24 protein-coding genes, 1 tRNA gene and 1 CRISPR repeat array are annotated in these 22,113 nt (G+C 56.5%); of the genes, 11 read left to right on the forward strand and 14 right to left on the reverse strand.

Annotated elements, in window-relative coordinates; translation table 11 throughout:
• Positions 1-29: 29 nt before the first annotated feature.
• The gene (locus tag AC1HCZ_RS06945; protein ID WP_479462818.1) at positions 30-599 is read right to left on the reverse strand and encodes a ZPR1 zinc finger domain-containing protein; all 570 of its coding nucleotides are present in this window, start codon (positions 597-599) and stop codon (positions 30-32) included.
• Between the two features lie 95 nt (positions 600-694).
• On the opposite strand from AC1HCZ_RS06945, the gene AC1HCZ_RS06950 reads away from it, so the two are divergent.
• The gene (locus tag AC1HCZ_RS06950; RefSeq protein ID WP_012123247.1) at positions 695-970 is read left to right on the forward strand and encodes a 50S ribosomal protein L44e; all 276 of its coding nucleotides are present in this window, start codon (positions 695-697) and stop codon (positions 968-970) included.
• Here AC1HCZ_RS06950 and AC1HCZ_RS06955 read toward each other — a convergent pair.
• On the reverse strand, positions 948-1,940 hold the full coding sequence (locus AC1HCZ_RS06955; RefSeq protein WP_479462819.1) for a radical SAM protein: 993 nt from the start codon (positions 1,938-1,940) through the stop codon (positions 948-950). The two genes, AC1HCZ_RS06950 and AC1HCZ_RS06955, sit on opposite strands and share 23 nt — an antisense overlap.
• A gap of 97 nt (positions 1,941-2,037) precedes the next feature.
• On the opposite strand from AC1HCZ_RS06955, the gene AC1HCZ_RS06960 reads away from it, so the two are divergent.
• Positions 2,038-3,372, forward strand: a complete 1,335-nt coding sequence (locus tag AC1HCZ_RS06960) for a digeranylgeranylglycerophospholipid reductase (RefSeq protein WP_479462820.1) — start codon at positions 2,038-2,040, stop codon at positions 3,370-3,372.
• Here the strand turns inward: AC1HCZ_RS06960 and AC1HCZ_RS06965 are convergent.
• The 5 genes from AC1HCZ_RS06965 to ppsA form a co-directional block, all read right to left on the reverse strand.
• Positions 3,348-4,286 (reverse strand): glycosyltransferase family 28 protein, encoded by a 939-nt coding sequence (locus AC1HCZ_RS06965; protein WP_479462821.1) that lies wholly within the window; start codon positions 4,284-4,286, stop codon positions 3,348-3,350. The two genes, AC1HCZ_RS06960 and AC1HCZ_RS06965, sit on opposite strands and share 25 nt — an antisense overlap.
• Positions 4,287-4,299: 13 nt before the next feature.
• Positions 4,300-5,988 (reverse strand): glutamate--tRNA ligase, encoded by a 1,689-nt coding sequence (locus AC1HCZ_RS06970; RefSeq protein WP_479462822.1) that lies wholly within the window; start codon positions 5,986-5,988, stop codon positions 4,300-4,302.
• A gap of 120 nt (positions 5,989-6,108) precedes the next feature.
• On the reverse strand, positions 6,109-6,447 hold the full coding sequence (locus tag AC1HCZ_RS06975; RefSeq protein WP_479462823.1) for a thioredoxin family protein: 339 nt from the start codon (positions 6,445-6,447) through the stop codon (positions 6,109-6,111).
• A 16-nt stretch (positions 6,448-6,463) separates the two neighbouring features.
• Entirely contained in the window at positions 6,464-7,045 is a 582-nt protein-coding gene (locus AC1HCZ_RS06980) for a hypothetical protein (RefSeq protein WP_479462824.1), read from the reverse strand.
• 48 nt (positions 7,046-7,093) lie between these two features.
• On the reverse strand, positions 7,094-9,559 hold the full coding sequence (gene ppsA, locus AC1HCZ_RS06985; protein ID WP_479462825.1) for a phosphoenolpyruvate synthase: 2,466 nt from the start codon (positions 9,557-9,559) through the stop codon (positions 7,094-7,096).
• An 82-nt stretch (positions 9,560-9,641) separates the two neighbouring features.
• Between ppsA and AC1HCZ_RS06990 the strand changes: the two genes are divergently transcribed.
• Positions 9,642-10,316, forward strand: coding sequence for a hypothetical protein (locus AC1HCZ_RS06990; protein ID WP_479462826.1), 675 nt, complete (start codon positions 9,642-9,644; stop codon positions 10,314-10,316).
• Here the strand turns inward: AC1HCZ_RS06990 and AC1HCZ_RS06995 are convergent.
• Genes AC1HCZ_RS06995 through AC1HCZ_RS07010 form a run of 4 tightly spaced genes read right to left on the reverse strand, consistent with a single transcriptional unit; the run spans position 10,298 to position 14,097 of the window.
• Positions 10,298-10,831: a class I SAM-dependent methyltransferase gene (locus AC1HCZ_RS06995; RefSeq protein ID WP_479462827.1), complete on the reverse strand. Its 534-nt coding sequence runs from the start codon at positions 10,829-10,831 to the stop codon at positions 10,298-10,300. The two genes, AC1HCZ_RS06990 and AC1HCZ_RS06995, sit on opposite strands and share 19 nt — an antisense overlap.
• Positions 10,828-11,925 (reverse strand): DUF1512 domain-containing protein, encoded by a 1,098-nt coding sequence (locus AC1HCZ_RS07000; protein ID WP_479462828.1) that lies wholly within the window; start codon positions 11,923-11,925, stop codon positions 10,828-10,830. Before AC1HCZ_RS07000 ends, AC1HCZ_RS06995 begins: the two co-directional genes overlap by 4 nt.
• 34 nt (positions 11,926-11,959) lie before the next feature.
• Positions 11,960-13,819 (reverse strand): tRNA(Met) cytidine acetyltransferase TmcA domain-containing protein, encoded by a 1,860-nt coding sequence (locus tag AC1HCZ_RS07005; protein ID WP_479462829.1) that lies wholly within the window; start codon positions 13,817-13,819, stop codon positions 11,960-11,962.
• A gap of 38 nt (positions 13,820-13,857) precedes the next feature.
• Positions 13,858-14,097 (reverse strand): type II toxin-antitoxin system HicB family antitoxin, encoded by a 240-nt coding sequence (locus tag AC1HCZ_RS07010; protein WP_479462830.1) that lies wholly within the window; start codon positions 14,095-14,097, stop codon positions 13,858-13,860.
• A gap of 81 nt (positions 14,098-14,178) precedes the next feature.
• On the opposite strand from AC1HCZ_RS07010, the gene AC1HCZ_RS07015 reads away from it, so the two are divergent.
• From AC1HCZ_RS07015 to AC1HCZ_RS07025, 3 genes are all read left to right on the forward strand, one after another.
• Complete coding sequence (locus AC1HCZ_RS07015) at positions 14,179-14,442, forward strand: hypothetical protein (RefSeq protein ID WP_479462831.1); 264 nt, start codon at positions 14,179-14,181, stop codon at positions 14,440-14,442.
• Between the two features lie 158 nt (positions 14,443-14,600).
• Positions 14,601-14,688: transfer RNA gene (locus AC1HCZ_RS07020), tRNA-Leu, on the forward strand.
• 92 nt (positions 14,689-14,780) lie between these two features.
• The gene (locus tag AC1HCZ_RS07025) at positions 14,781-15,752 is read left to right on the forward strand and encodes a hypothetical protein (RefSeq protein ID WP_479462832.1); all 972 of its coding nucleotides are present in this window, start codon (positions 14,781-14,783) and stop codon (positions 15,750-15,752) included.
• Here the strand turns inward: AC1HCZ_RS07025 and AC1HCZ_RS07030 are convergent.
• Positions 15,742-16,545 (reverse strand): hypothetical protein, encoded by an 804-nt coding sequence (locus tag AC1HCZ_RS07030; protein ID WP_479462833.1) that lies wholly within the window; start codon positions 16,543-16,545, stop codon positions 15,742-15,744. The genes AC1HCZ_RS07025 and AC1HCZ_RS07030 overlap by 11 nt on opposite strands.
• A gap of 134 nt (positions 16,546-16,679) precedes the next feature.
• Between AC1HCZ_RS07030 and AC1HCZ_RS07035 the strand changes: the two genes are divergently transcribed.
• From AC1HCZ_RS07035 to AC1HCZ_RS07055, 5 genes are read left to right on the forward strand one after another with little or no spacing between them, the layout of a single operon-like run.
• Positions 16,680-17,060, forward strand: a complete 381-nt coding sequence (locus tag AC1HCZ_RS07035) for a hypothetical protein (RefSeq protein WP_479462834.1) — start codon at positions 16,680-16,682, stop codon at positions 17,058-17,060.
• Complete coding sequence (locus AC1HCZ_RS07040; protein WP_479462835.1) at positions 17,057-17,713, forward strand: tRNA (cytidine(56)-2'-O)-methyltransferase; 657 nt, start codon at positions 17,057-17,059, stop codon at positions 17,711-17,713. The genes AC1HCZ_RS07035 and AC1HCZ_RS07040 overlap by 4 nt, the downstream gene beginning before the upstream one ends.
• The gene (locus tag AC1HCZ_RS07045) at positions 17,634-18,089 is read left to right on the forward strand and encodes a GntR family transcriptional regulator (RefSeq protein ID WP_479462836.1); all 456 of its coding nucleotides are present in this window, start codon (positions 17,634-17,636) and stop codon (positions 18,087-18,089) included. Before AC1HCZ_RS07040 ends, AC1HCZ_RS07045 begins: the two co-directional genes overlap by 80 nt.
• Positions 18,070-19,017, forward strand: a complete 948-nt coding sequence (locus tag AC1HCZ_RS07050) for a DNA cytosine methyltransferase (RefSeq protein WP_479462837.1) — start codon at positions 18,070-18,072, stop codon at positions 19,015-19,017. Before AC1HCZ_RS07045 ends, AC1HCZ_RS07050 begins: the two co-directional genes overlap by 20 nt.
• Positions 19,014-19,685, forward strand: coding sequence for a hypothetical protein (locus AC1HCZ_RS07055; protein ID WP_479462838.1), 672 nt, complete (start codon positions 19,014-19,016; stop codon positions 19,683-19,685). Before AC1HCZ_RS07050 ends, AC1HCZ_RS07055 begins: the two co-directional genes overlap by 4 nt.
• Here the strand turns inward: AC1HCZ_RS07055 and hjc are convergent.
• Both hjc and AC1HCZ_RS07065 read right to left on the reverse strand, forming a co-directional pair.
• Positions 19,682-20,110, reverse strand: coding sequence for a Holliday junction resolvase Hjc (gene hjc / locus AC1HCZ_RS07060; RefSeq protein ID WP_479462839.1), 429 nt, complete (start codon positions 20,108-20,110; stop codon positions 19,682-19,684). The genes AC1HCZ_RS07055 and hjc overlap by 4 nt on opposite strands.
• Before the next feature lie 59 nt (positions 20,111-20,169).
• On the reverse strand, positions 20,170-20,577 hold the full coding sequence (locus AC1HCZ_RS07065; protein WP_479462840.1) for a translation initiation factor IF-5A: 408 nt from the start codon (positions 20,575-20,577) through the stop codon (positions 20,170-20,172).
• 484 nt (positions 20,578-21,061) lie between these two features.
• Positions 21,062-22,013: a CRISPR direct-repeat array (repeat unit 26 nt; unit sequence CTTTCTATCCTCTCTTGAGACTCCAC).
• The last annotated feature ends 100 nt before the right edge of the window (positions 22,014-22,113 follow it).

Here is a 22,113-nt window from a genome sequence, read left to right on the forward strand (position 1 = left end):
ACCGTACAGCTCACCGCTCGCTGAGGGGGCTATTTCCTCATCCCCTCCTCCGTACTTCTGACCTCCTCTTTGGCCTTTTCGTTAGCTATCTTACTGTGTCCTTCAGGGTCCCTTATTATTACTGTAAATTTCCTCTTTCCTTCTAACATCTCATTAATCATGTTCAATCTCTTCTCACACTCCGCCTTCTCCTTCTCATTCTGTGCGTCCTTACACAAATACTCTATTATGTCCTTGAACCTCTGTAAGACGCCCTCAACGGTGGTCAAGAACCCTTGAGAGGCCGGTCCGGGGGCGAGCTCCGCTTGCAGCTCGGGTATCTCCAAGGTAGCAGTAGACGAACGAAGGACTAGAGTGTTTAAGTCCTTCTCGTCCTCGACCTTGAACTCTATCTTCTGGTCCCCCTTGGACTCCCAAGTCTTGATGTCTACGAACTTGTAACCGCACTCCGAACACTTCCCAACAACCATTATTACCGGACCTATCATAGGCATGTCGTAAGAGTATATACTGACCTTCATGCTCTCCTTACCGCACACGGGACACCTAACCACTTCCTCCCTCAGCAACTTCACGCTAGCGCCTTCGGGGAGGTTCAACCCGTCGACCCCTCCGGGCGGAGGCCATGGGAGGTATTGAGTGGAGGGCGGAGCCCTTATTTTTCGCTCCCTGCGACGGAGGCTGGGGAGGAAGAGTGAAGGTCCCCAAGGAGATAGTTAGGTATTGCCCGCGCTGCAAGACCCACACGCCCCACGCTGTGAGCTTGTACAAGCACGGGAAGAGGAGGGCGCTAGCCCAAGGCGAGAGGAGGTACAGGAGGAAGCAAGAGGGTTACGGGTCCCAGAGGAAGCCGGAACAGAAGAGGTTCGCCAAGGTCACTAAGAACCAAGTGGTGAAGCTGAGGTGTAAGAACTGCGGATACACGCTGATGTACAACTTCGGAAGGCTCAAGAAGCTGGAGCTCGTCTGAGCGGGCACAGCGGGTCCCCCTCGAACCCCGCCCCGGACGCCAGCGCTCTCGCGAAACACCCTCCCATGCAGCTCTTGTAGTATGGACACTCGCACCCTCCCGGAGGGGGCGAGGAGACCCTCCTCACCAGCGGGTGGCTCAAGTACTCGTTCCACGCCTCCTCCAGCGGCCTCCCCTTCACGTCGTTTATCTTAAAGTCCAACACGTCGCACAACAAGGTCCAGCCGTCGGGCCCTATGTCCATGCCGGCCGCCTTCCTGCAGTTGCCCGCGCTCGCCCTCTTGCTCTTAATCACGTATCTAGCCCAAGGGGCACACCAGACGCTTCCCCTCATCTCGTTCTCTTCCAAGGCTTCCTCAAAAACCTTGAGTGCTACGAGGAACTCGTCGCGTCCCACATATACCCCGTTCTTGATTGCGTTACCAAAAGGCATTATGGGTATTATAGCGACGTGCGACACTCCCAAAGACTTGGCAGTCCTCACGAACTCACCTACCTTGGTGTAGTTGTGTTTACCCACCGCCATGACGAGCGCGAACTCTGCCCCAGCTTCCCTCAAGTTGTTTATTCCCTTCAAGGTCGCCGCCCAAGTTCCCTTGCCCCTCAAGAACTCGTGTGACTCCTTGTCACCATCCAAAGAGACGTAGGCGAATATTCTGTTTCTCGCCATGTACTCGGCCTTATCCTTAGTAATGAACATTCCGTTCGTCACTAGGCTCACATCCGTCCCTCTCTGAGACAAGTCCGCCAAGACCTCTAGGACCCAAGGCTTGAACAGGAGCAGCTCTCCGCCGCTGAAGTTCGTCCACTCCAGTCCCAAGTCCAGCGCTTCCTTCATTACCCTCTCTACTTCCTCCCTACTCACCTCCGGTCCCCACTTGGAGGGGTCAAGGAACCTCTTGGCGTAGCAGTGCTTGCAGTCCAAGTTACATTTTCCGGTTAATATCCATATTATGCTCCTCAGCTTCATCACTAGCTCCTTGTGCCTACGCCCGCAAGAGGATTAATGAAACGGGGACAACACGCTTCTAACCTTCCGCCGGCGCCGCGCATCCGGGTTCGAGAGCTTGGAGTACGACGCGGTCGTGGTGGGCGCGGGGACCACCGGGCTGGTGGCCGCGAAGTTCCTCGCCGAGGCCGGCTACAAAGTGCTGGTAGTGGAGCTCAAGGGCGAGGAAGAGGTCGGCTCTAAGGTTTGCGGAGATGCCATAAGCAAGGAGTACTTCGAGAAGATACCCATAGGCAGCCCTCCGGAGGAGGCGACCGACGGAGACGTGGTGGGCGCCAAGATATACTCGCCCGACGAGGAGACTGTCTGGACGGTGCCCGGGGAGGGCTATATGTTGAACAGGAAGAAGTTCGGAGAGTGGCTATACAACATGGCTAAGGACGCTGGCGCCGAATTCTCTTTCAAGACCCGCGCCCTCGGGCCAGTGGTTAAGGACGACAGGGTCGTCGGCCTCACAGTTCGTAAGGACGGTAAAGTGGAAACCGTGAAGGCGAGGTTGGTGGTGGACGCCAGCGGGGTGGCGTACGTCGTGAGGAGGGCCTTGCCGAAGAGCTGGCCAGTCTCAGAGCCGCTGGATCCCAAGGACACTGCCGTGGCGTACAGAGAGATAAGGAAGATAAACGTCCCCCTCGAGGACGACAAGTACATAAGGATCTACGTAAGCCAGCAGAAGGCCCCTGGGGGATACTGGTGGCTCTTCCCCTATCGCGGGGGAACTAGGGTTAACTTGGGCTTGGGCGTCCAAGGAGGGGTGGGCCACAAGGACCCTATGTGGTACTTCCACGAATACTTGGCCCCCCGGTTCCAAGGGGAGGTGATCCACGCCGGGGGAGGGGTTGTGCCCACCCGAAGGCCCCTGGACAGCATGGTCGCCGACGGCTTCGCGACGGCTGGCGACGCGGCTTACCAAGTGAACCCGGTCCACGGCGGCGGAATAGGCTCCGGGATGTTGGGGGCCTACTTGCTGGCCAAGACAGCGGTTAAAGCTCTGGAGGAGGAGCCCACAGTGGAGAACTTGTGGAAGTACAATAAGGACTTCATGGACGCCTACGGCGCTAAGCAAGCCGCCCTGGACGTCTTCCGCGTCTTCCTCCAATCGTTAACTGACGACGAGATAAACTACGGGATGAAGAACAAGATAATAAAGGAGGAAGACTTGCTCAAAGCGTCGTTGGAGGGAGAGTTGAGGATATCCGCGTTGGACAAGCTGGGGAGAGTAATAAGGGCCCTGGGCAAGCCGTCCTTGCTCCCGAAGCTCAAGGTGGTCGCCGACTATATGAGAGAAATCAGGGAGCTGTACAAGAACTACCCAGAAACCCCGGAGGGCTTCGAGGAGTGGAAGGGGAAGGTCTCGAGAACCTTCGAGAGCTACAAGAAGGAGCTGAGCAAGTAGCGGACCAGCTCCTTGGCGCCCTCCGGGTAGGAGGGCCTGGGCAAGCCCTTGGCCCTCTCCACGGCGTCCCTCAACCCCCTTAGGTCGCTCAAGACGGCCCCTATCTTCCTCGCGTAGGGCACGGCGTTTTCCAACGAGGCCGCCCTCTTCAGGTGGGGGTTTAACACCAAGACCGTAGGCTTCTTGTACGCAAGGGCGGCCACGGCCGCCGTGGAGCCCGGGAATGTAGTTATGACCGCTGTCGCGCCGGCGAGCCACTTGTGGAACTCAAAGGAAAACGAGAATGCCTTCTTGACTTTCCCCTCGTACTTCTCGGGCGGGACCCGGCCCGTCTGGAGGACTGCTCCTTCTCCGAAGGCTTCGGCCGCGGCGTCGAAGAGTTCTTCGTAACCCAGACTGCCGGCGGCGACCAAGACGTAGCCCCCGTCGTAGGGTTCGCACAGCCTCGGTTCGTGGAGCGGGCCGAAGACCTTCGACCTCTTCGGGTAGGCAGCCCTCTGCTCCTCCCAGTGCAAGGCGTTTAAGTCCGAGAAGGCGGAGGCGAGCTTCGCGGCCCTAGTGGGCTTGACTACCGCATCTATGACCTCTACGTTGATTACCTTAGCTCCCTTGAGCTTTTGCACGAAACCGGGGATAAGCGCGAAGTTGCTGCCGTTCAAGATAACTACGTCGTACTTCTTCATCTTGACTGAGTCGAACAATGCCTTGAAGAGTTCCTTGGCCGAGGGGCGGGCCCTCCCCACCGGCACGGGCTGCTCCGTCACAAATACCTCCTCTGCCACCTCCCGGAACCTCTCCTCGGTCCCCTTGACCGTGAGGACGTCCGGCGGTGAGCCCAGCTCCTTGAGCCAGTACGCCACCGCGAAGGCTTGGCCCGCGTGCCCCCCGAATCCCCCCACAACCAGCGTTCTCAAAACTTAACACCTTCTACTCGTGAAGGTATATCAAGTTCAAGGTGTTGTCCTCCACCCCGTCCACCTTCGCGTAGCCCTTCCTTATCAATTGCACCCACCCGCTCACCCTCAAGGCCTCCGGCTCGACCAGGGCGAGGGACTTGCCCTCGCCCGGCCTCCAGACCACCGCCCCCTTGGGCTCCTTGACCCACTGAACTATATCGTACCCCTTCCCCTTGTCCAGCTCCTTACTCTCGAACTCCAAGACGTAAACTCCATCCTCGTCGTCGAAACCTTTGTACTTGAAGTTGGCGAGTTCCATGAGCCTCAGTCCTCCCTTCTTCCTTGCCCTCCTCAAGTCGGTCCTCTCCAGGTACACCAGATCACCCGGCTCCACGGAGTACTTCCTCGAGCCCAAGGCCTCCGTCGGGTGCCACGGGAGTTCGGCCTCCAAAGTCTCGGGGAGGATCAGCTTGACCGGCGCGGGATCCTCGACTACCATTATTCTGTAGGCCTTCTTGTCTATTACCTTCTTGTTCTCGGCCGCCAGGTTAGCGAAGCTTATGCTCGCGTCGCTGCTCTTTATTCCTACGCTCAGCATGACCTCCCTTATCGCCTCCGGGGCGAAGCCCCTCCTCCTCAACCCCCTTATGGTAGCGGCCCTGGGGTCGTCGCCCTTGATCCCGGCCTCCCTCATCTTGCTCTTAGAGAGCACGAAGCCCTCCAGCTTGAGCCTCCCGAAGTGTATTACTGTAGGCATCGTCCATCCCAAGTGTTTGTATAAGAACTCCTGTTTCACGGTATTTTGCCTGTGCTCCCTCGCCCGGAGCACGTGGGTTATCCCCATTAAGTAGTCGTCCACCCCGGCGGCGAAGTTGTAAGTGGGCCAGAGGAGGTACTTGTCCCCCACGAGGGGGTGGGGGTGCTTGGAAGTATCTATTATTCTGAAAGCAACCCAGTCCCTGACCGAGGGGTCCGGGTGACTTAAGTCCGTCTTTATCCTGACCGCCGCCTCGCCCTCGCCAAACCTCCCCTCCAAGACTTGGTCGAGCAACTCCTCTTGCTCCTCCGGAGGCAACTCGCGGTGGGGGCAAGGCCTGCCCTCGTCCCTCAGCTTCCTCCACTCTTCCGGAGGGCAAGTGCACACGTAAGCCCCTCCCCTCCTGACGAGCTCCCTTAAGAGTCCGTAGTACACCTCCATCCTCTGGGACTGGTAGTACTCCTCGTCCCACTTTATCCCCAACCACATCAAGTCCTCTTTTATCGCTTCGTAAGCCTCTGGCAAGGGCCTCTTCGTCCTGGGGTCCGTGTCCTCGAAGCGGAGGACGAACCTCCCCTCGTAGGTCCTCGCGTACTCGTGACTTATTACAGCCGGCCTGGCGTTGCCCAAGGTCATGTAGAAGTCAGGGTTGGGGGCGAAGCGGGTCTTGACTTTCCCCCTTTCAGCGTTGGGGAGAGGGGGTAAGCCTCTCCTCACCTCCTTTTTCCTCTCCTCCAACGCTTCCGGAAACCTCTCCTTCAATAGCCTCTCTTGCTCTTCCAAGGTCATTTTGTTTACTTCTTCTACTACCTCCTTGATTATTGGCATTATTTCCCTAACCTTTGGTCTCAGCTCGGGGCTCTCCGCTAGGACCGCTGTCACCACGGGCTTGAGCTGCGCCCTCCCGCCGTGGAGGTAGGCGTTCCTCAGCGCGTGCTTGAGGGCCAGCTCCCTGACGTCCACTCCGATTATCCCTCGGGCCGCTCTTCCGGGAGGACCTAAAACTCCCCAGGGCGCCCAGAGCCGTGGGGGCCGAACTTGGTCGGTACAAGCGTTAAGGCTATAAGGCGTACCAGAGAGAGGCTACCGTAACGGCACCCCCTTCTTCTTCATAACTTCCTTCAAGGCCCTCCTCAAGTGCTCGGCGTCTACAGCCACGTTCCCGGTGGTGTCCTCTTGAGTTATTACTACCTTGCCGTTCAAGTATACCTTAACTGTGGGCAGGACGAAAACCCTCTCTTCGCTCATTACTTTTGGGGCCATAGCTACGTCGACCTCTATTACTTTAACCTTGAAGTTCTCTAAGTACTCGACAAGCTTTTCCACCAGCCTTTTACTGACTGGCACCCACTCGGCCGTGAAGACCACGACGCTTACCCCTTCCTTGACTTCCTCTTCGAACTCGTGGTAGTCCGTTATCAAGCGGCTCCCTAACGCCTCACCCCAACGTGACCGAAAAGGGCTTTTCTGACCCTTCTAAGAGAAGCTTGCCCTCGCACTTAGAGAACACCTCGAACTTGATATCCTTCAGCCTCAAAGCGACGAAGTACTTACCGGTATAGAGCGTCACTCCCTTCGGAGAGAAGGTAATCTTCCCGTCTTTGACGAAGACTTCGTGGAGCTCGCACCTCCCCACACCCACCTTCTCTCTAATTATCCAGCCTATGGAGACCACCGCATCCTTCTTGATGTGAAGCACCCCGGGATACATCGGGTCCAGCGGGTCGAGCGCGTTCATCTTCTTCCCCTTCTCGCCTACCGCATTTCCGGGCTCGAGCTTCAAAACCCCCGTGCAAGGGCTTTTAACACCCTTGAGCAGCACCCTCCCCTCGACCTCTAAGTTCAGTATCGCCACAGGCTTGCCGCGGTCGTCGAAGGCCCAGAGGACCTCGACCACTTTGAGCGTGTTGGAGGGGCCCCGGCCAGCCTCGGCCAGCGGAGTCAACGATATTAGTGAGGCTAGGATGGACGCGATCATCATTAGCGAGATGAGCGCGAACCCCTTCTTCGTCCCTTTCACCCTTGGAGAATGGTCTTTTTGTATCCAAAAAAATTTGCGAAAGAGAACTCACTTGCGGAGCCTCTCCTCGAGCTCCGCGAGCCTGTTTAGCATAACCTTCCTCTCTATCCCGGCCACCATGTATCGGGTTCTTATTACAGCGTCGGGGTTCACACTTATGCTGTCTATTCCTGCCTTCACCAAGAACTCTACTAGCTCCGGATAGACGCTGGGGCCTTGGCCGCATATGCTGACGGTCCTCCCGTACTTGTGGGCCGTCTTGATGAGCATTTCTATAGCCTTCAACACCGCTGGATCTCTCTCGTCGAAGTAGCCCATCTTCGCCAGCAAGTCGCTGTCCCTGTCGGCCCCCAACACCAGTTGGGTGAGGTCATTGCTGCCTATGCTGAAGCCGTCCACCAGCTGGGAGAACTGGTCGGCGAGTAACACTACGCTCGGGACCTCAGCCATTATCCAAACCTTGAAGTCTCTGCTCCTCTTCAATCCCTCGTTCTCCATTATCTTCAGCACCCTCTCTACTTCCCAAGTGGTCCTCACGAACGGCAACATCACCCATACGTTCTTCAGGCCATACTCTTCTCTCACCTTCTTTATTGCCCTAACTTCCAAGCGGAAGGCCGGCTCATACTTAGGGTGGATGTACCTAGAGACTCCCCTCCAGCCCAGCATCGGGTTCCTCTCTTCCGGCTCGAACTCCTCGCCTCCCTTCAGTCCCCTGTACTCGTTGCTCTTGAAGTCGCTGAACCTAACCACCACCGGCCTCGGGTATATGGCCGAGGCCACCTTCGCTATTCCGTCGGCTAGCTTGTTTATGAAGAAGGTCTCCTTACCCTCCTTTATTAAGTAGAGTGGGTGGTAGCCTATCCAGTCCGTTATTATGAACTCGATCCTCATTAGTCCTATTCCGTCGAAGGGTAGGTCCTTGTAACGGTCGATGGCGTTGGGCTCGCCCAAGTTCATGTAAATCTTGGTGCCGGTCGGCGGGTAGAGGAAGCGGAGCTCCTCCTTGGGGACGCCGAAGCCCACAGCCTCTGCCTTCTCCTCCTTCTTCTCGGCGCCCAGCTTCACCTTGCCCTTGTAGACCACGCCCCTGTAGCCGTCTACCGTCACTACGGTACCGCTCTGGATCTTCTTGGTAGCCTCCTTAGTGCCCACCACTGCCGGTATGCCCAGCTCTCTAGAAACTATGGCCGCGTGAGAGGTCATGCCCCCCTCGTCCGTTACTATTGCGGATGCCTTCCTCATCAAGGGTACCCAGTCGGGATCAGTCATCTTGGTTACCAACACGTCTCCTTCGTTGAACTTGTCCGCGTCCTTCTTAGGGTCGAAGAGTACCTTAGCAGCCCCTATCCCTATCCCGGGGGAGGCCGGGAGGCCGCGAACTAGGACTTCGGCCTCCACTTGTTCTACCTCCTCTTCCTCTTCTTCGGGCCTGACCTTTACTTCTTCCCTTGCGGACCAGACCGTCTCCGGCCTGGCCTGCAACATGAACACGTTCTTAGGGAACTCCATTTCCTTGTCTATAGCCCACTCCACGTCCATAGGCCTCCCGTAGTGTTCCTCCACCTTCACTCCCATTTTCGCCAATGCGAAAATCTCCCTGTCGTTGAGGGACGGGGCCTCGGCCTTCTCGGGAGGTAGGGGGACCTCCTTGGTGCCTCCCTTTTCAGGGTCGAACACTACAGCTATCTCCTTCTTAGCTATGTGCTTTTCTAGTATCATTCTCCTCAAGTCGTCCTCGCTGACCTCCGTTGGGTCCTTGTCCATTAACTCCTTGACCACCTTTTTGTCCACTATGAAAGTGTCCGGCGTGACCTTGCCTCCCACGACGGCCTCGCCCAGGCCCCACGAACTCTCGATCGTGATCTTGTCACGGTCACCGTTCCTGACGTCCAAGGTGAACATGACGCCTGCCTTCTCCGCGTTCACCATCTTCTGTACGACAGTGGCCATAGCCACGTTCTCGTGGGGTATGCCCTTGCTAACCCGGTAGGCTATAGCTCTGGCATTAAAGAGGGAGGCCCAACACTTCTTGACGTGCTCTACCACCGAGTCCTCGCCTATTACGTTCAAGTAGGTGTCTTGTTGGCCCGCGAAGGAGGCGTCCGGCAAGTCCTCTGCAGTGGCAGAGGACCTCACCGCCACCCTGAGCTTCTCCGGCTCTACGCCTACCCTCTTCGCTAGCTCTCTGTAAGCCTCCCTTATCTCTTGTTCCATATCCTTGGGCATCGGAGTTTCCATTATTAATTTCTTAATTTCTTCGGAAACCTTCTCGAGCTCCTTGATGTCGCTCACGTCCACGTCGGTCAGCATGGAGTTTATCTTTTCGAGGAGACCGGTCTCCTTTATAAACCTCCTATAAGCGTTCGCCGACACCACGAAGCCCGGGGGGACCGGTATGCCGGCGTGTACGAGCTCGCCGAGGTTGGCGCCCTTGCCTCCCGCTAGGGGAATGTCATCCTTAGTAATTTCTTCGAACCACAATACTACCTTGTTAGCCTTGTCTTCGCTCAAGGCGCGCCCCTCTTCGGCCTACAAGCTTTCCTTTTTTAGGGTTCATGCATGCTAATACCGTATATATCAGAGGTGCACGGCCTTGGAGGTCCACTCGCCCGTGGGCTTCGACGAGAAGCTCCCCTTGAGGTGCTTATTAGAAGCGGTGAACAGGTTCGGAAACGTCACCAAGTTTGTCGCATACATACCTAAGCCCAGCGACCCGAAGGCTGAAAAGGCAGTCTCCAACTTGAAGGAAATAATAGTTAGCTACGGGAAGGAGTTCGAGGTACTGGAGCTCTCGGCCGACCCCGGGGACTTGCCTCGGAACGTGGCCTTAGTCTCCGCTAGGCTGATCAGGTCCTTGAAGGTCGACGACGTAACCCTCTGTTTGAACGCTGGGATGAGGCAACTGATCGTGGCCGCGTTGCTGGCGATAACCACCCTGGACCCGGATGACTGGGGCAAGGCGTTCGTCTACTTGGGTTCCGAGGGCGACCCCACCAAGGGGGCGCTGTTCAACCTAGCTTACCTCCTAGGGGAGCTCAAGCCCTTGTGCGGTTACGGAGACTTGGAGAGGGCAATCTACGCCATAGTCAAGGAAGGACCAATGAGGAAGGCAGAGGTGCTTAGGAAGCTGAGAGACATGGGGTTTGAGTTTTCTAAACAGTACGTGTACGAGGTCATAAGACGAATGGTGGACAAGGGCTCGCTCGAAATTATAAGACAGAACGGCAAGGAGCTCGTCGCCTTGAAGGGTCACGCGGCGAGGGAGTAACAAGCGAAGAAGTCGCCCACGGAGCAGACCTCTTTCCCGAGGGAGTCCAACTCTTCCTTAGAGAGGAAGCGGGCGTGCTTGAATATCGGGTGCCCCCTCCTCCCCTTCTCCTCATACGCCTTGACCAGCTCGCTCTCCTTCAGCAGTGCGCACACGGCCACCCTCTTCCCCACCCTGGCGGCCTCCTTCAAGGACCTCTCTCTGTCTTGGACGAAACACAAAGAAGTGACGAACGCCACTATATTGAAGGAAGAGCTCCGGAACGGGAGGGCCTCGGCGACGCCCAAGACGCTCTCCACGCCCTTCCGCTTCGCCAGCTTCAAGGCTCCCAGCGCGGGGTCCAAGGCCACGCAACCCAAGGGGGCAGAGAAGGCTCCGGTGCCGGCGCCGACCTCTAAGCATTTGCCTTCTATTACCTTCCTCACGCACTTCAGCTCCTCCTTATACAGCCCTTCGTTCTCCTCGTACCAGGCGTCGTACTCCTCGGCGAGCCTCGAGAACGCCTCAAAGCTCATTGCGCCACCCCGCAAGTGTTCCCTATTCCCGCGACAACCGCCGTAGCTCCCTCGGGCAGTTCCTTCACCCTTTCGACTACCTTCTGGACTACCGCGTCCACCGCCTTAGCCACCTTCTCCGGCATGTCAGTTATTGCCTCCTCGGCGCTCATTTTAATTACTATGGCCTCTAGGGGGATGCCGTACTTGGTTGCTACCCTTTCTATCGCTATCTTCTCCGGGCCCGGGTCGCCTATAGCTGCGCCGGAGCCCTCAGCTATCTGCCCAGTCTCCTCCCCTTCCAGCTTCAAGGCCGCGTCCACAGTTAAGATGAGGTCCACCTTCCCCCGGAGCTCCTCCACGACCCTCTGGACGGCCTCGCCGGGGGAGCCCACGGTGGCCCCCGGCCCCTCTGCTTTTACTACTATAACCCTCCTGCCCTCGATGTCCACCTCCCCAGCGACCGTGTCCTTGGCTGGCCTCCAGAGCCTCTTCTTATTGAAGAGGAGCCTGAAGGCCACCAGCGGGCCAGCCCCGTCGCCAACTGGCCTACAGTTCTTGAAGGTATCCAAGGCCTCCCTCAAAGTCTTGCTAGTCTTGCTTATCATGGGCATGAGCATCCATAACTGCATCATCAAGAAGAAGTTGTTCGTCTTAAGAGAAGTCAATAAGTAGTGTCTCACTATTTTATATATCATGTTCAAGCTGTTGGTTATCTCAAGCATTACCAGAACGTTATGCTTGTGGGCCCTGGGCACGTCCTCCGGCAGGCCGGAAGAGAGCAACTTCTCCCACCTCTCTTGACCAGTCCTAATTATATGGGCCATCCTCTTAGTTATGTCAGTTGGCTCTACGTCTACCGGATTTATGTGGAAGAACTCCTTTATTCTCTTTACTATTTCGTCAGCGTTCCTAACGTTTAACTTCTTCAAGACCTCTAGGCTCTCCTTCTCGCTCTCCTCCGCATACCCCCTTATTTCTTCCATTCTGAGTTTGATGTTCTTAGCCCATAAGTACATTCTGAGGCGGGCGTCGGCGCCGGTGAAGGCCATGAGTAGGAAGGCCATAAACATCAGCTGCGTTATTATGTCTAGCACGTTTGAGGGTTCTTGCAACGCCGAGCCCAGTTACGGCAGAAGGCCTCGCTTATTAATCTGAGACGCATTCGGAAGCCAGGGCCCTCAAGCCCTCGTCCAAAATCTCCTTGACTTTTTCTACGCTGACCTCGAAGGAGGCGGCCAGGTCCCAGAGGCCCTTCCCTTGGACCAAGAAGCCGAAGGCCGCCGCTCCAAGCTCCTCCGGGAGCTCCCAAACGCCGCTGAGGGCGCAGCAGTAGAGCGCGGGGAAGGCACTCTCGGCCTCTATCTTCCTTTCCAAGAACTTTTCCAATAACAGCTTATCACATTTAATATTCAAGGGCTGAGGGGAGGAATGTTTGAGCATTTTGAATGCCTTCTTGACGTCCACGTCCCTGTACACTCCGTGAGCGGAGAGCAGGAAGGAGCGCGCGAAGGCCCTCGCGGCCAACTCCACGGACTCCCCTCCCTTTGCCACCGCTACGTTTTTCTCCCCGGTAACCTTGTTGTACTTGGGAGACAAGTATATCACCTTGTACCCGTTTTTCAACCAGAAGTCCAGCACCTCGTGGTTTGAAAATATAGCCCCGGTCACCTCGGCCTCCAGTGCCTTCAACAAAGAGCTCCCGATGCCCCTCCTCTGGAGCTCTGGGACCACAGCTATCCTGACCACCCGCCTCGCCGGCGTAGGGGCGAGGCGAGAGAGCAGCCTGCTCAGGGCGGCCCCCCTCGCGGGGGCCCACGGGTCTTCCGGGGGCTCCTCGTCCACCGTGAACGCCAGCCCTACCGGCCCCTCGCTCCCGGGGTACTCCCACAGCTTGCCCTTAGGGTGCTCCAGCACCAGCTCCAAGTCTGAGGGCTCCCAGCGGTAGTGGGCGTAGGAGAGCAAGGCCGCGTAGGGCCTCGCCGCGGCGGGGTCGGCGATCTCTTTTCTGTCCACTTCCGTAGGCCCCCCGACGGGCTCGGACGGCGAGGGCTCGGCGTTCAAGTGGAAGGCCTCGTACAGCCACCTCTCCACCGGGTCTCCTGGGGGGTACCTCACCGGCTCTTTCAACTCTATAATCATTAAGTTCTTAATTTTGTTCAGCAAAGTTTTGGTGAGGGCCCTTCCGGAGCCCTCGTACCCGTGGACCGTGGTGGCCATCACTACCTTCCAAGAGCGGTTGATTATCCTCCTGACCGACGCCAGCCCCACAGCCGCCGCCTCGTCAATCAGCACAGCCCCGCCCTTGCCCCCCGCCTTGGGCGGGGGGACCCACTCCACCCTCCACCCCGGCCCCACCAAGCGCCAGCCCTCCTCGGATTCCTCCTTCTTGAAGCGGGCCCTCCTCTCACTCATTTGTTGCTCGAACATCTTCAAGAAGCTGTGGAGCTCCGGGGATGGGGACGTCACCTCGACCCTCCTGACGCCGAAGTCGGAGACCAGCGCCGCGGCCACCGCGCCCAAGAGGGCGCTCTTCCCCCTCCCCCTGTCCCCCAATATCGCCATCACTCTGCCAGAGCCCACCACGAAGCCGTTCAACTTCTTCAACGCCGCCCTCTGCTCCCTGGTCAGCCCTCTGGGAGGTTCCCACTTTGGGCAAGGGCCTCCCTCCTCGTAAGCTTCCAAGGCGCGTTCTATGTAAGTCCCGAAGAGGCCGGTCCCGCCCCTTGAGGAGTAAACCTCACTCAAGTTTTTTTCCTTTATAATTGCTATAGTTCCGCCGGCCCTCACAGTCTCCATGACGGCGGGGAAGGCGTTGGCGGGGACGGGGAAGCGGAGGTCTATGACCGCGTGATCCCACTCAGTCCCCAAAACTCTCCGGTAAGCGTTGGGAGAGAGCCTCCTCCAAGGGTACTCCGGCCTGGCCTCGGAGACGAAGAGGACTCTCCCCTTCAGCCTGGCCAAAAGGCTCTGGTTGGCGAGGACCAGCCTCCTCCAGTAGCACTTCAAGCCGAACGGGCCCCGGCGGGGACCATCGGGATCTTTTTCTACCCAGCGCTTGCCTCTTCCAGCTCTAGCTCTATCAACTTGGCGTCCACGGCCTCCCTCAGCTCCGACTCGCACCAAGCACTACTCATCTTTTTTATCTCTTCCTTTATCTTTTCTAACACCTCCTCTACGGTGTCTCCTTGCACTTGTGCCCCCGAGAGGGGCTCCACCGCTATGTAGTACTCCCCGCTCTCGTCCTTCTCCTTATAAATTACCACGCCGACCTTTACCTTCGCCACGCTCTCGCCCCGACGAACCTCGGGGCGCGCCTTAAAGGTTGAAACGTAGAGAGGGCTCGTCGGCCCGGGGGTGAGATTAGGTTGCTTAAACTGTTCTTACTCCTATCCCTCTTGAGCTCCGCCACTTCTGCCGGCTTTCCCGACTGGGGGGACTCGGTCCTCCTGGCGGTAGTGATGACGTCGCTCTTCTTAGGAGTAGCACTCAACAACTTGCCCATTATCATATTACCCGCGCTCGCTGTGTTGGCCGAGGTGTTCCTGACGTACTTCCAAAGCCCTCAAGAGCTCAGGGCTTTATTGGCAGGATTCCTCGTAATGGCGGAGGCGCTCTACCTGTTCCGCTAAGCCCGATGAGGACCCGAACCACCGGGCAGAGCAGTGACGAGGGCGCTCTGTCCCGAGGGCCGATGAGGCGCGAATGGCCGCTGGGGACGAGGTGACCGGAAACCCCGGCGCTGAGGCAAAATTTATAAAGAAGTTTTTGAACCGAGCGCCGGAGCCTCGCGGGGGTGCCCGAGCCTGGCCAAAGGGGTCGGGCTCAGGACCCGATGGCGTAGGCCTGCGTGGGTTCAAATCCCACCCCCCGCACCAAGACCTTCCAGATCGGACCTTCAAGCCTTCCTTTAACGGAAGGGACGGCGCACTCAAAACTCTCCGACCGAACGGTTGCGAGGCCGGGGGACTTGTACGACTACCTAGTCAAGGAAGGGGGAGAAGTCTACGCAGTCTCGCTGGAGGACGGCCGTCCGAGGGTTGTTAACGTCGAGAGTGGGGAGACCGAGCTCGGCTACGAGTTCAAAGAGGAAGGCGACTTCACGCGCGTGGGAAAGATAACAATAGTGAGGCCGGCGCTCTATGACTTGGTCGCCACAGAAGAGAAAAAGTTCGTGGGTCTGGCTTTCTGGAAGCCCCACTTCCTCTTCCCCTACGTCTTAGTCCACGACTTCGAATCCTCTTCGCTGATAGCAATAGACGTAGAGAAGGGTAAAGTAGAGACGTTGTTGGAGGACGTCGGAAAGGTCGCGTTCTTCGACACCAACACTTGTTGCGGAGTTAAGGAGGTCCGATTCATTGTCAACAAGAACGGGAAAGCAAGGCTGTACTCTTTCGGCGAAAGCTTGAAGGAGGTAGCTTCCTTCCCCTTTCCGGCCAACGAGGTCCGCGACGAGGTGGCCGCGGCTTGTGCGGATTTGAACGCTTGCGTCCTAATGGGTTATGAAGGAACATTGGTCAAGTTTAAGGGCGTGTTACCCAGGGTAGTGGTGGGGGCCAAGGTTTTATCGGACCAAAGGGTGGTGGCGCTCGTCAAAGACGTCCAGAGGTCCGCTATACTCGATACAGGCTCTTACGAAATAATTGAAATTACCAACAATTCTAACTTGTTGAACGTCCCTACGATGACCTTGCCATCGTATTCGTACTACTCGCTGAGCGACGCCGAGGCCGGGGCCCTCTTGGTACACGAGACGCCGGAGCTAGGGGACGAGTCATTCTTCAAGGTCTACTCTAGGGAAGACGTAATCGTTAAGAGGGAAGAAGCCCAGCCCGTGCTCTTCGTCAGCGGCCCCTCGCTCCCGGACGAGGCCGTGCTAAAAGGGGGCTTGCTTTACTACTTGTACAAAGGCTCGTTGGTAGAGGTGGAGGTCAGTTCTTGAGGGCTTGGAGGAGCGCGTCCACCCCCTCCAGGCGGTCCACCTTAGCCGCGGCCACTGCCCTCCCGTCCTTGTAGACTATAGCTAACGGGAGGTCTTTGGGGGTTATTCCAAGAACCAGCATGGTGCTGAGGGAGCGGACGTCCGTGCAGTTCTTCGGGTAGGCCTCGCACCCGAGCTTAACTACCGTAACGTTGTTCAGCTCGGCCTGTTTGACTATACTATCCAAATACGGGCTCTCGTGAGACTTATCGTACAGATACAACAAGTACTTGCCCTCCTTCGGTGGCCTCCACGCCTCGGACATAATTTGATACCACTGTGCCAGCACTTCCGCGAGGGTCCTGGGCCCCATGCCGGTGGGGTCGAAGGGCACCAGGAGCCCCCTATAGCTCAGCAAGAGTAAGGGAACTTCGGACACCTTGTACACTTGGAAGTTTATCAAGGCCTCCTTGTCCTTGCACTGGGGAAAGCCCTCACAAGTAAAGACCTTAAACTCGATGGTTATGTTCAATTTATTGTTAACGATTGATTGGTTTAGCAACTCGACCGCTTGGGTTACGTTGTTGGCAACCTCCGGGCAGATAGGACAACCTTCGGGTGAGGCGAGAAACAACATTATAGTGTATTTATCGGGCTTGGGTACGTACAAGTACTTTTCTAAGTCGGACTTGCTTATAGCGGTCCCGCCGCCCCCTCGCCCCAGCCAAGCGGGGACCAGCATCAAGGCGGCAAACATCGCGGAGACGAGCACGTAAAGCTTCCTCTTCCGGTCCCGCTCCTTCCTCCTGGCCAACTTTAATTCCCGTGCAGCTCGCGCAAGAGGGGTAAACTACGGTTCGGGATGAGCGGAGGTAGCAAAGCTGAGAGTGATGATCCCGCAACGAAGCGACCGACCTTAATTACCTCCCCAACACGCTAAGCAAACGGATGTCCGACTTGGGCATCGAGAGGGTTGCTAAGAAGTACGGCCTAGAGGTGGTGAGGACGGAAAACGAGACCAGACTGCTCGTACCGACCTCCCCGTTCTTTATCACCATAAAAGAGGGAAGCCCCACGGTGGTCAGGCTCGGAGTCGACGAGGAGAGGTTGGCCGAGATCATAGAAGAGATGCTTGAGGAGGGAGAGACTAAGGAGTCCGTGGAGGACACGCTGGACGACATGATAGATGAAACAATAAGGATGGCCTACTCAGTAATAAGCGAGTTGGAGAGGGAAGGGAAGGAGGTGAAGTCCGAACTGTTGAGCTCAGTTATGGACATCAAAGATTTACTCAGCGAACAGCTGGAGTACGCGGAGGAAGTGCTTTGAAAGTTTACGTCTTGAGGATAGGCCACCGCCCGGAGAGGGACAAGAGGATAACCACCCACGTGGGGCTGGTCGCCCGCGCCTTCGGGGCCCACGGCTTCGTGCTCTCCCCGTGCGACGAGAAGGTGCTGGGGAAGCTGAGAGAAGTAGAGGAGAGGTGGGGGAGGCTGTTAGAGGAGCTCGGGTGCACGAACTCCCCCATCAAGTACGTCAAGTCTTGGGAGGGCACTGTAGTTCATTTGACGATGTACGGCCTCCCCGTAGATTCGGTAATTGACGAGATAAGGAAGAAGGACAAAATACTTGTGATAATTGGGGCCGAGAAGGTCCCCCGAGAGTACTACGAGCTCGCTCACTACAACGTCGCTATAGGCAATCAACCCCACTCCGAGGTGGCGGCCTTGGCGCTCTTCCTAGACCGGCTGTACGGCGGCGCGGAACTTTATAGGCAGCCCGTCGGCGGCAGACTTAGAATAATTCCAACCGAAAGGGGAAAGAAGGTGGTCAAGGTTGGCGAAGAAGGACCCTCTGGAGGAACTCCTCGAGTTCGTGCGGAGCGTGGCGGGGGAAGAGGGAGTGAGGGTGTTCAAGGAGCTAATGAGGTACGAGGACGTAAGCGAGGAGCAACTGACCGAGACCTTAGGAATGAAACCTAACGACGTAAGGAGGGCGCTTTACAAGCTAGAGAGGTACGGACTCGTTAGGAACTATAAGATAAGGAACGAAGGGGACGGAACTTACATATACTACTGGTACATAGACCGGGAGACTCTCAATAGGAACTTGTTGAAGATAAAGAAGAGCGTCCTAGGGAAGTTGAAGAGGAGGCTGGAAGGCGAGGAGGACCAGTACTTCTACTGCCCCGCGTGCGGCCTCCAGTTCTCGTACGAGGAAGCAATGAATTACGACTTCACGTGCCCCCGGTGCGGGGAGGCCCTCGAGCTGGCCGAGACCAACCCTAGGAAGAAGCTCCTCGAGAAGATAATCAAGCGTCTCGAGGAGGAAATAAAGCATGAAGAAAGCGTTCTTTGACCTCTTCTCGGGGGCCGGAGGCTTCGCGCTGGGCTTCGAGATGGCGGGCTTCGAGGGAGTCCTGGGGGTCGACAACGACAAGGCCCCGGCGAGGAGCTACGCGGCCAACCACCCCAAGGCCTTAACTTTGGTCGAAGACGTATCCAAGTTGAGCAGCAAAACCCTAGAGAAGCTGGTCGGGGACGTGGACGTGGTCATAGGCTCCCCTCCGTGCGAGCCATACACCGCCGCGAACCCCAAGAGGGAGAAGGACCCCTTGGACAGGTTGTACAAGGACCCCGTAGGAAGGCTGGTGCTCCACTTCATAAGGATAGTTGGAGACTTGAAGCCCAAGGTTTTCATAATGGAAAACGTGAAAGGGTTGATAGAGGGGTCGTTAAAGGAGGCATTGAGGAGGGAGTTCGCGAGGGTAGGGTATCCGAAGATATACTTTAACGTCCTAAGGGCGGAGGACTACTGCGTTCCGTCCCACAGGGTTAGGGTCTTCGTTTCTAACGTACCTTTGAGGCCTCCGAAGTGCAGGAGGGTGATAACCGTCGAGGAGGCGCTGAGGGGCTTGCCACCCCCGAACCCGGAGTGGCCCCCGAACCACGAGCCGCCCCACGTGCCCAAGAGGCTGGAGAAGAGGGCCGCTAAGCTCAAGTGGGGGGAGGCGCTCATACACTACAAGGGCAGCGGGGGCAAGCTCTACCCGAACATGATAAAGCTCCACCCCAAGAAGTTGGCGCCTACCGTGCTCGGAAGCTCCCGCTTCTTCCACCCTCACGAGAACCGGCTGTTAACAGTGAGAGAGCAAGCCAGGCTCATGGGTTACCCGGACAACTTCGCGTTCTTCGGCGGGAGGGAGAGCCAGTACAACCAAGTGGGCGAGTCCGTGCCGCCCCCCTTAGCTAGAGCCATAGCTGAAGAAGCGCTCAAATTCCTTTGAGCGACGAAGCAACGGGAAACGAGGCCTTGAAGGGGTGCGACCCGTTCGAGTGGAGGAGGGCCTTAGAGGTGAAAAACTGGACTTGTAAGCCTGAGAACTTCGAGGAGGCGCTGGAGGTTCAGAGGAAGGTCGCGGAGGTGGCCAAGGAGGTCTGGGGGCCTATAACCGGCTGGAAGGTCGGCTTGACGGGAGAGGAGAGCAGGAGGAAGTTCGGCGGCGGGCCCATAACCGGCCCCCTCTTCCGGGACGGCTTGCTGGGCAACGGGAGCTCCTTGGAGCTGAGCAAGCTAAGCGACCCGCTGGCTGAGCCGGAGGTCTTCCTCTGTGAGGGCTCCTTCTTCTTAGCAATAGAGGTTCCGGACAACCGCTACGGCAAGAGGTGGAGCGAGCTCGACTGGCTCATGTTATTGGCAGACCTAGCGGCCTCCAATAAGGTCGTCGTCGGGAAGGAAGTAGAGCTGAAGGACGGAGAGAGAGTGAAGGTGTTCGGGCCGGGAGTTGAGGAGGAGGGAACAGTGGATATGAGCAGAATAAACGCCAACGCGGAGCTGTTGAGAGACAAGGAGGGCTGTTTGCTCTTGGGGACCGTTGCCAAACCCTTCAAGCCGTCGGTCGGGGAGTACGTTATGGAGTGCTGCGGAGGAAATGTGTCGGTCAAGTTCATTTAGGTCTCTAAGGTTCCCCTTGCGAAATCAACTAAGGTGAACTTTACGGAGTAGAGGGCGTCGAAGGAGTCCAAACTCAAACCCCCCTTGAGGTCAAGCCTGAAGCTCTTCCCGACCTCCTTGAGGGAGCGCAGCGGGTAGAACTTCCAACTTGAGTAAAGCACCCTCACCGCGACCCACGCGTCCGCCCCGCCTCTCTCTTCCCATTCTTTGAGTATTTCGTACTGCCTCTTGTCCAGATATATGTACTTTTTGTCTTTGGTACTCTTGACCTCTATTGCAACTGCCCTTCCCTTCTTCAACGCCACCAAGTCCGGGTACAAGTACCTCTTGGCGGCGGCCCCAGAAGCGGGGGCCCTCATAACAGCCCAGCCCCTCTGGTAGAGCTCGCTCGCCAGCTCCCTCTCAAACGAGGTCCTGGACCTCAAAGGGGAGTACCGGGGGACTTCGCCCGTCGGGGGGTTTTATCGCAAAAAGGAGAAGGGGTTTACTTCCCCCCTCTGACTCTCATTATCTTGTATACTCCAGGAGGCATTACCCAATACTCTACCTCCACTCCGGGCTCCAACCGAGCCTTGAGCTCTTCCTCTTCCGGCAACGGGACTTCAAAAGTGTCGTAAGTTTCCATATCCATGAGCTGGACGCTGTCGCCGGTTATGGCTAACACTTGGCCAACTCTCTTCTCAATTATTGGCACCTCGACCCTGGTGTCCACCGGGGCAACCAAGGTCTTCTTAGCGCCGCTGATCAAGCTTATGGCTACCACGTGGGCCTTCGCGCTCCCGTGTTTGCCGGTCTTCGCTTTGCTCATCTCAACTATCTTGCACGGTTCGCCGTCTATCATTATGAAGTTACCCGGCTTGAGATCTCCCAAGGTCATGTAGGTCTTCGACACGCTTCTCGCCCGGTCCCGACTCGCATAAGGAGCTAATATACGGTCAGAGGTGTGACCTCGGCCTAGCCTAAGAGGGGGGTCAACCCAATCATCACGTTATTTGTGTTGGTCGGCGACGCTCCTAACTATTTCTTGATGTCTGTACTTTCCTCTTGGATTCTATCCAAACTACTACTTAGAAATCCAGTTCTAAATTCGTGACTAGCGCCTCACTTGAGCAGCCGGCTCTCTGCCTTGTTAGCCTCCACCCCGCGCCCTCTTCCCTTCAGACGACGTCTGCCAAACGACGAAGGCCTCCGTTAGTGAGTACTCCTGGAGAGAGTCTGAGATCTGCAACGAGGCCTCCCGTCCTCCGCTGTCGTGCCTTTGAGATAGGAGCGGTCTCTCGACCACCAAGGTCTTCAAAAACTTATGCTCCGTCTTTTGATTCTCTTTTTGGATCCGTGAGGTTTATGAGATAAAACTGACGAGCTGTTCCTTTATTCTTTCTATCCTCTTTTGAGACTCCACTCGTAAGGAGAAAGGAAAAAATTACAAAATGTTTGCAAACCTTTCTATCCTCTCTTGAGACTCCACCATTAGCAGCGTAAGTGGGGCGTGGCGATATTACGTAATCACCTTTCTATCCTCTCTTGAGACTCCACAGAAGATGAAGAGGATGAAGAGTAAGGAGGTGAGGGTGATGACTTTCTATCCTCTCTTGAGACTCCACCCGTGGGTGACATTAAGTGTACGCACCTCGTACAGGTGGCTTTCTATCCTCTCTTGAGACTCCACTGTCTCGTTAACGTAGTATCGTCAAGAATAGTGAAGTAATTCTTTCTATCCTCTCTTGAGACTCCACACGCAGGCATGCTATTAATTTTGCCCACTGACCGGGAAGCATCTTTCTATCCTCTCTTGAGACTCCACCCTCACCATGATAAGGGACATGGCTAGGAGGCTGATGTCATTCTTTCTATCCTCTCTTGAGACTCCACTAGCATAGCGCGCACGCGCAGTGCATAACTACTAACTTTCTATCCTCTCTTGAGACTCCACACCTTCTCAATCCTGTCGAAGTTCCGCGACGTGAAGATCTTTCCATCCTCTCTTGAGACTCCACGCAAAGCTGTATCTAGTGCCATTCAGAGCGTCGGCGCTTTCTATCCTCTCTTGAGACTCCACCTGGCGCAAGGGAATGCGACAATTGCGACCTCAGCGGCGTTCACTTTCTATCCTCTCTTGAGACTCCACGCTTTGCCATGCACTCCAGCAGCAACTCCTTTATCACTCCTTTCTATCCTCTCTTGAGACTCCACTCTGGTGATAGAAGCCAGCAACAACCTGAAGGACTGCGATGACTTTCTATCCTCTCTTGAGACTCCACCCTAGAAGAGTTGAAAGCGAATAGCGGTGACGCAGTAGCAACTTTCTATCCTCTCTTGAGACTCCACCGAGCGCTTCCGTATAAAGCTCCAAGTTCCTTCCCTTAAAAGGCTTTCGTTCTACCGCTTCCTTACAATTCCCAGCTATTTTTCTCTCCATTTAAGAAAT

The organism is Ignicoccus sp., assembly GCF_056435145.1.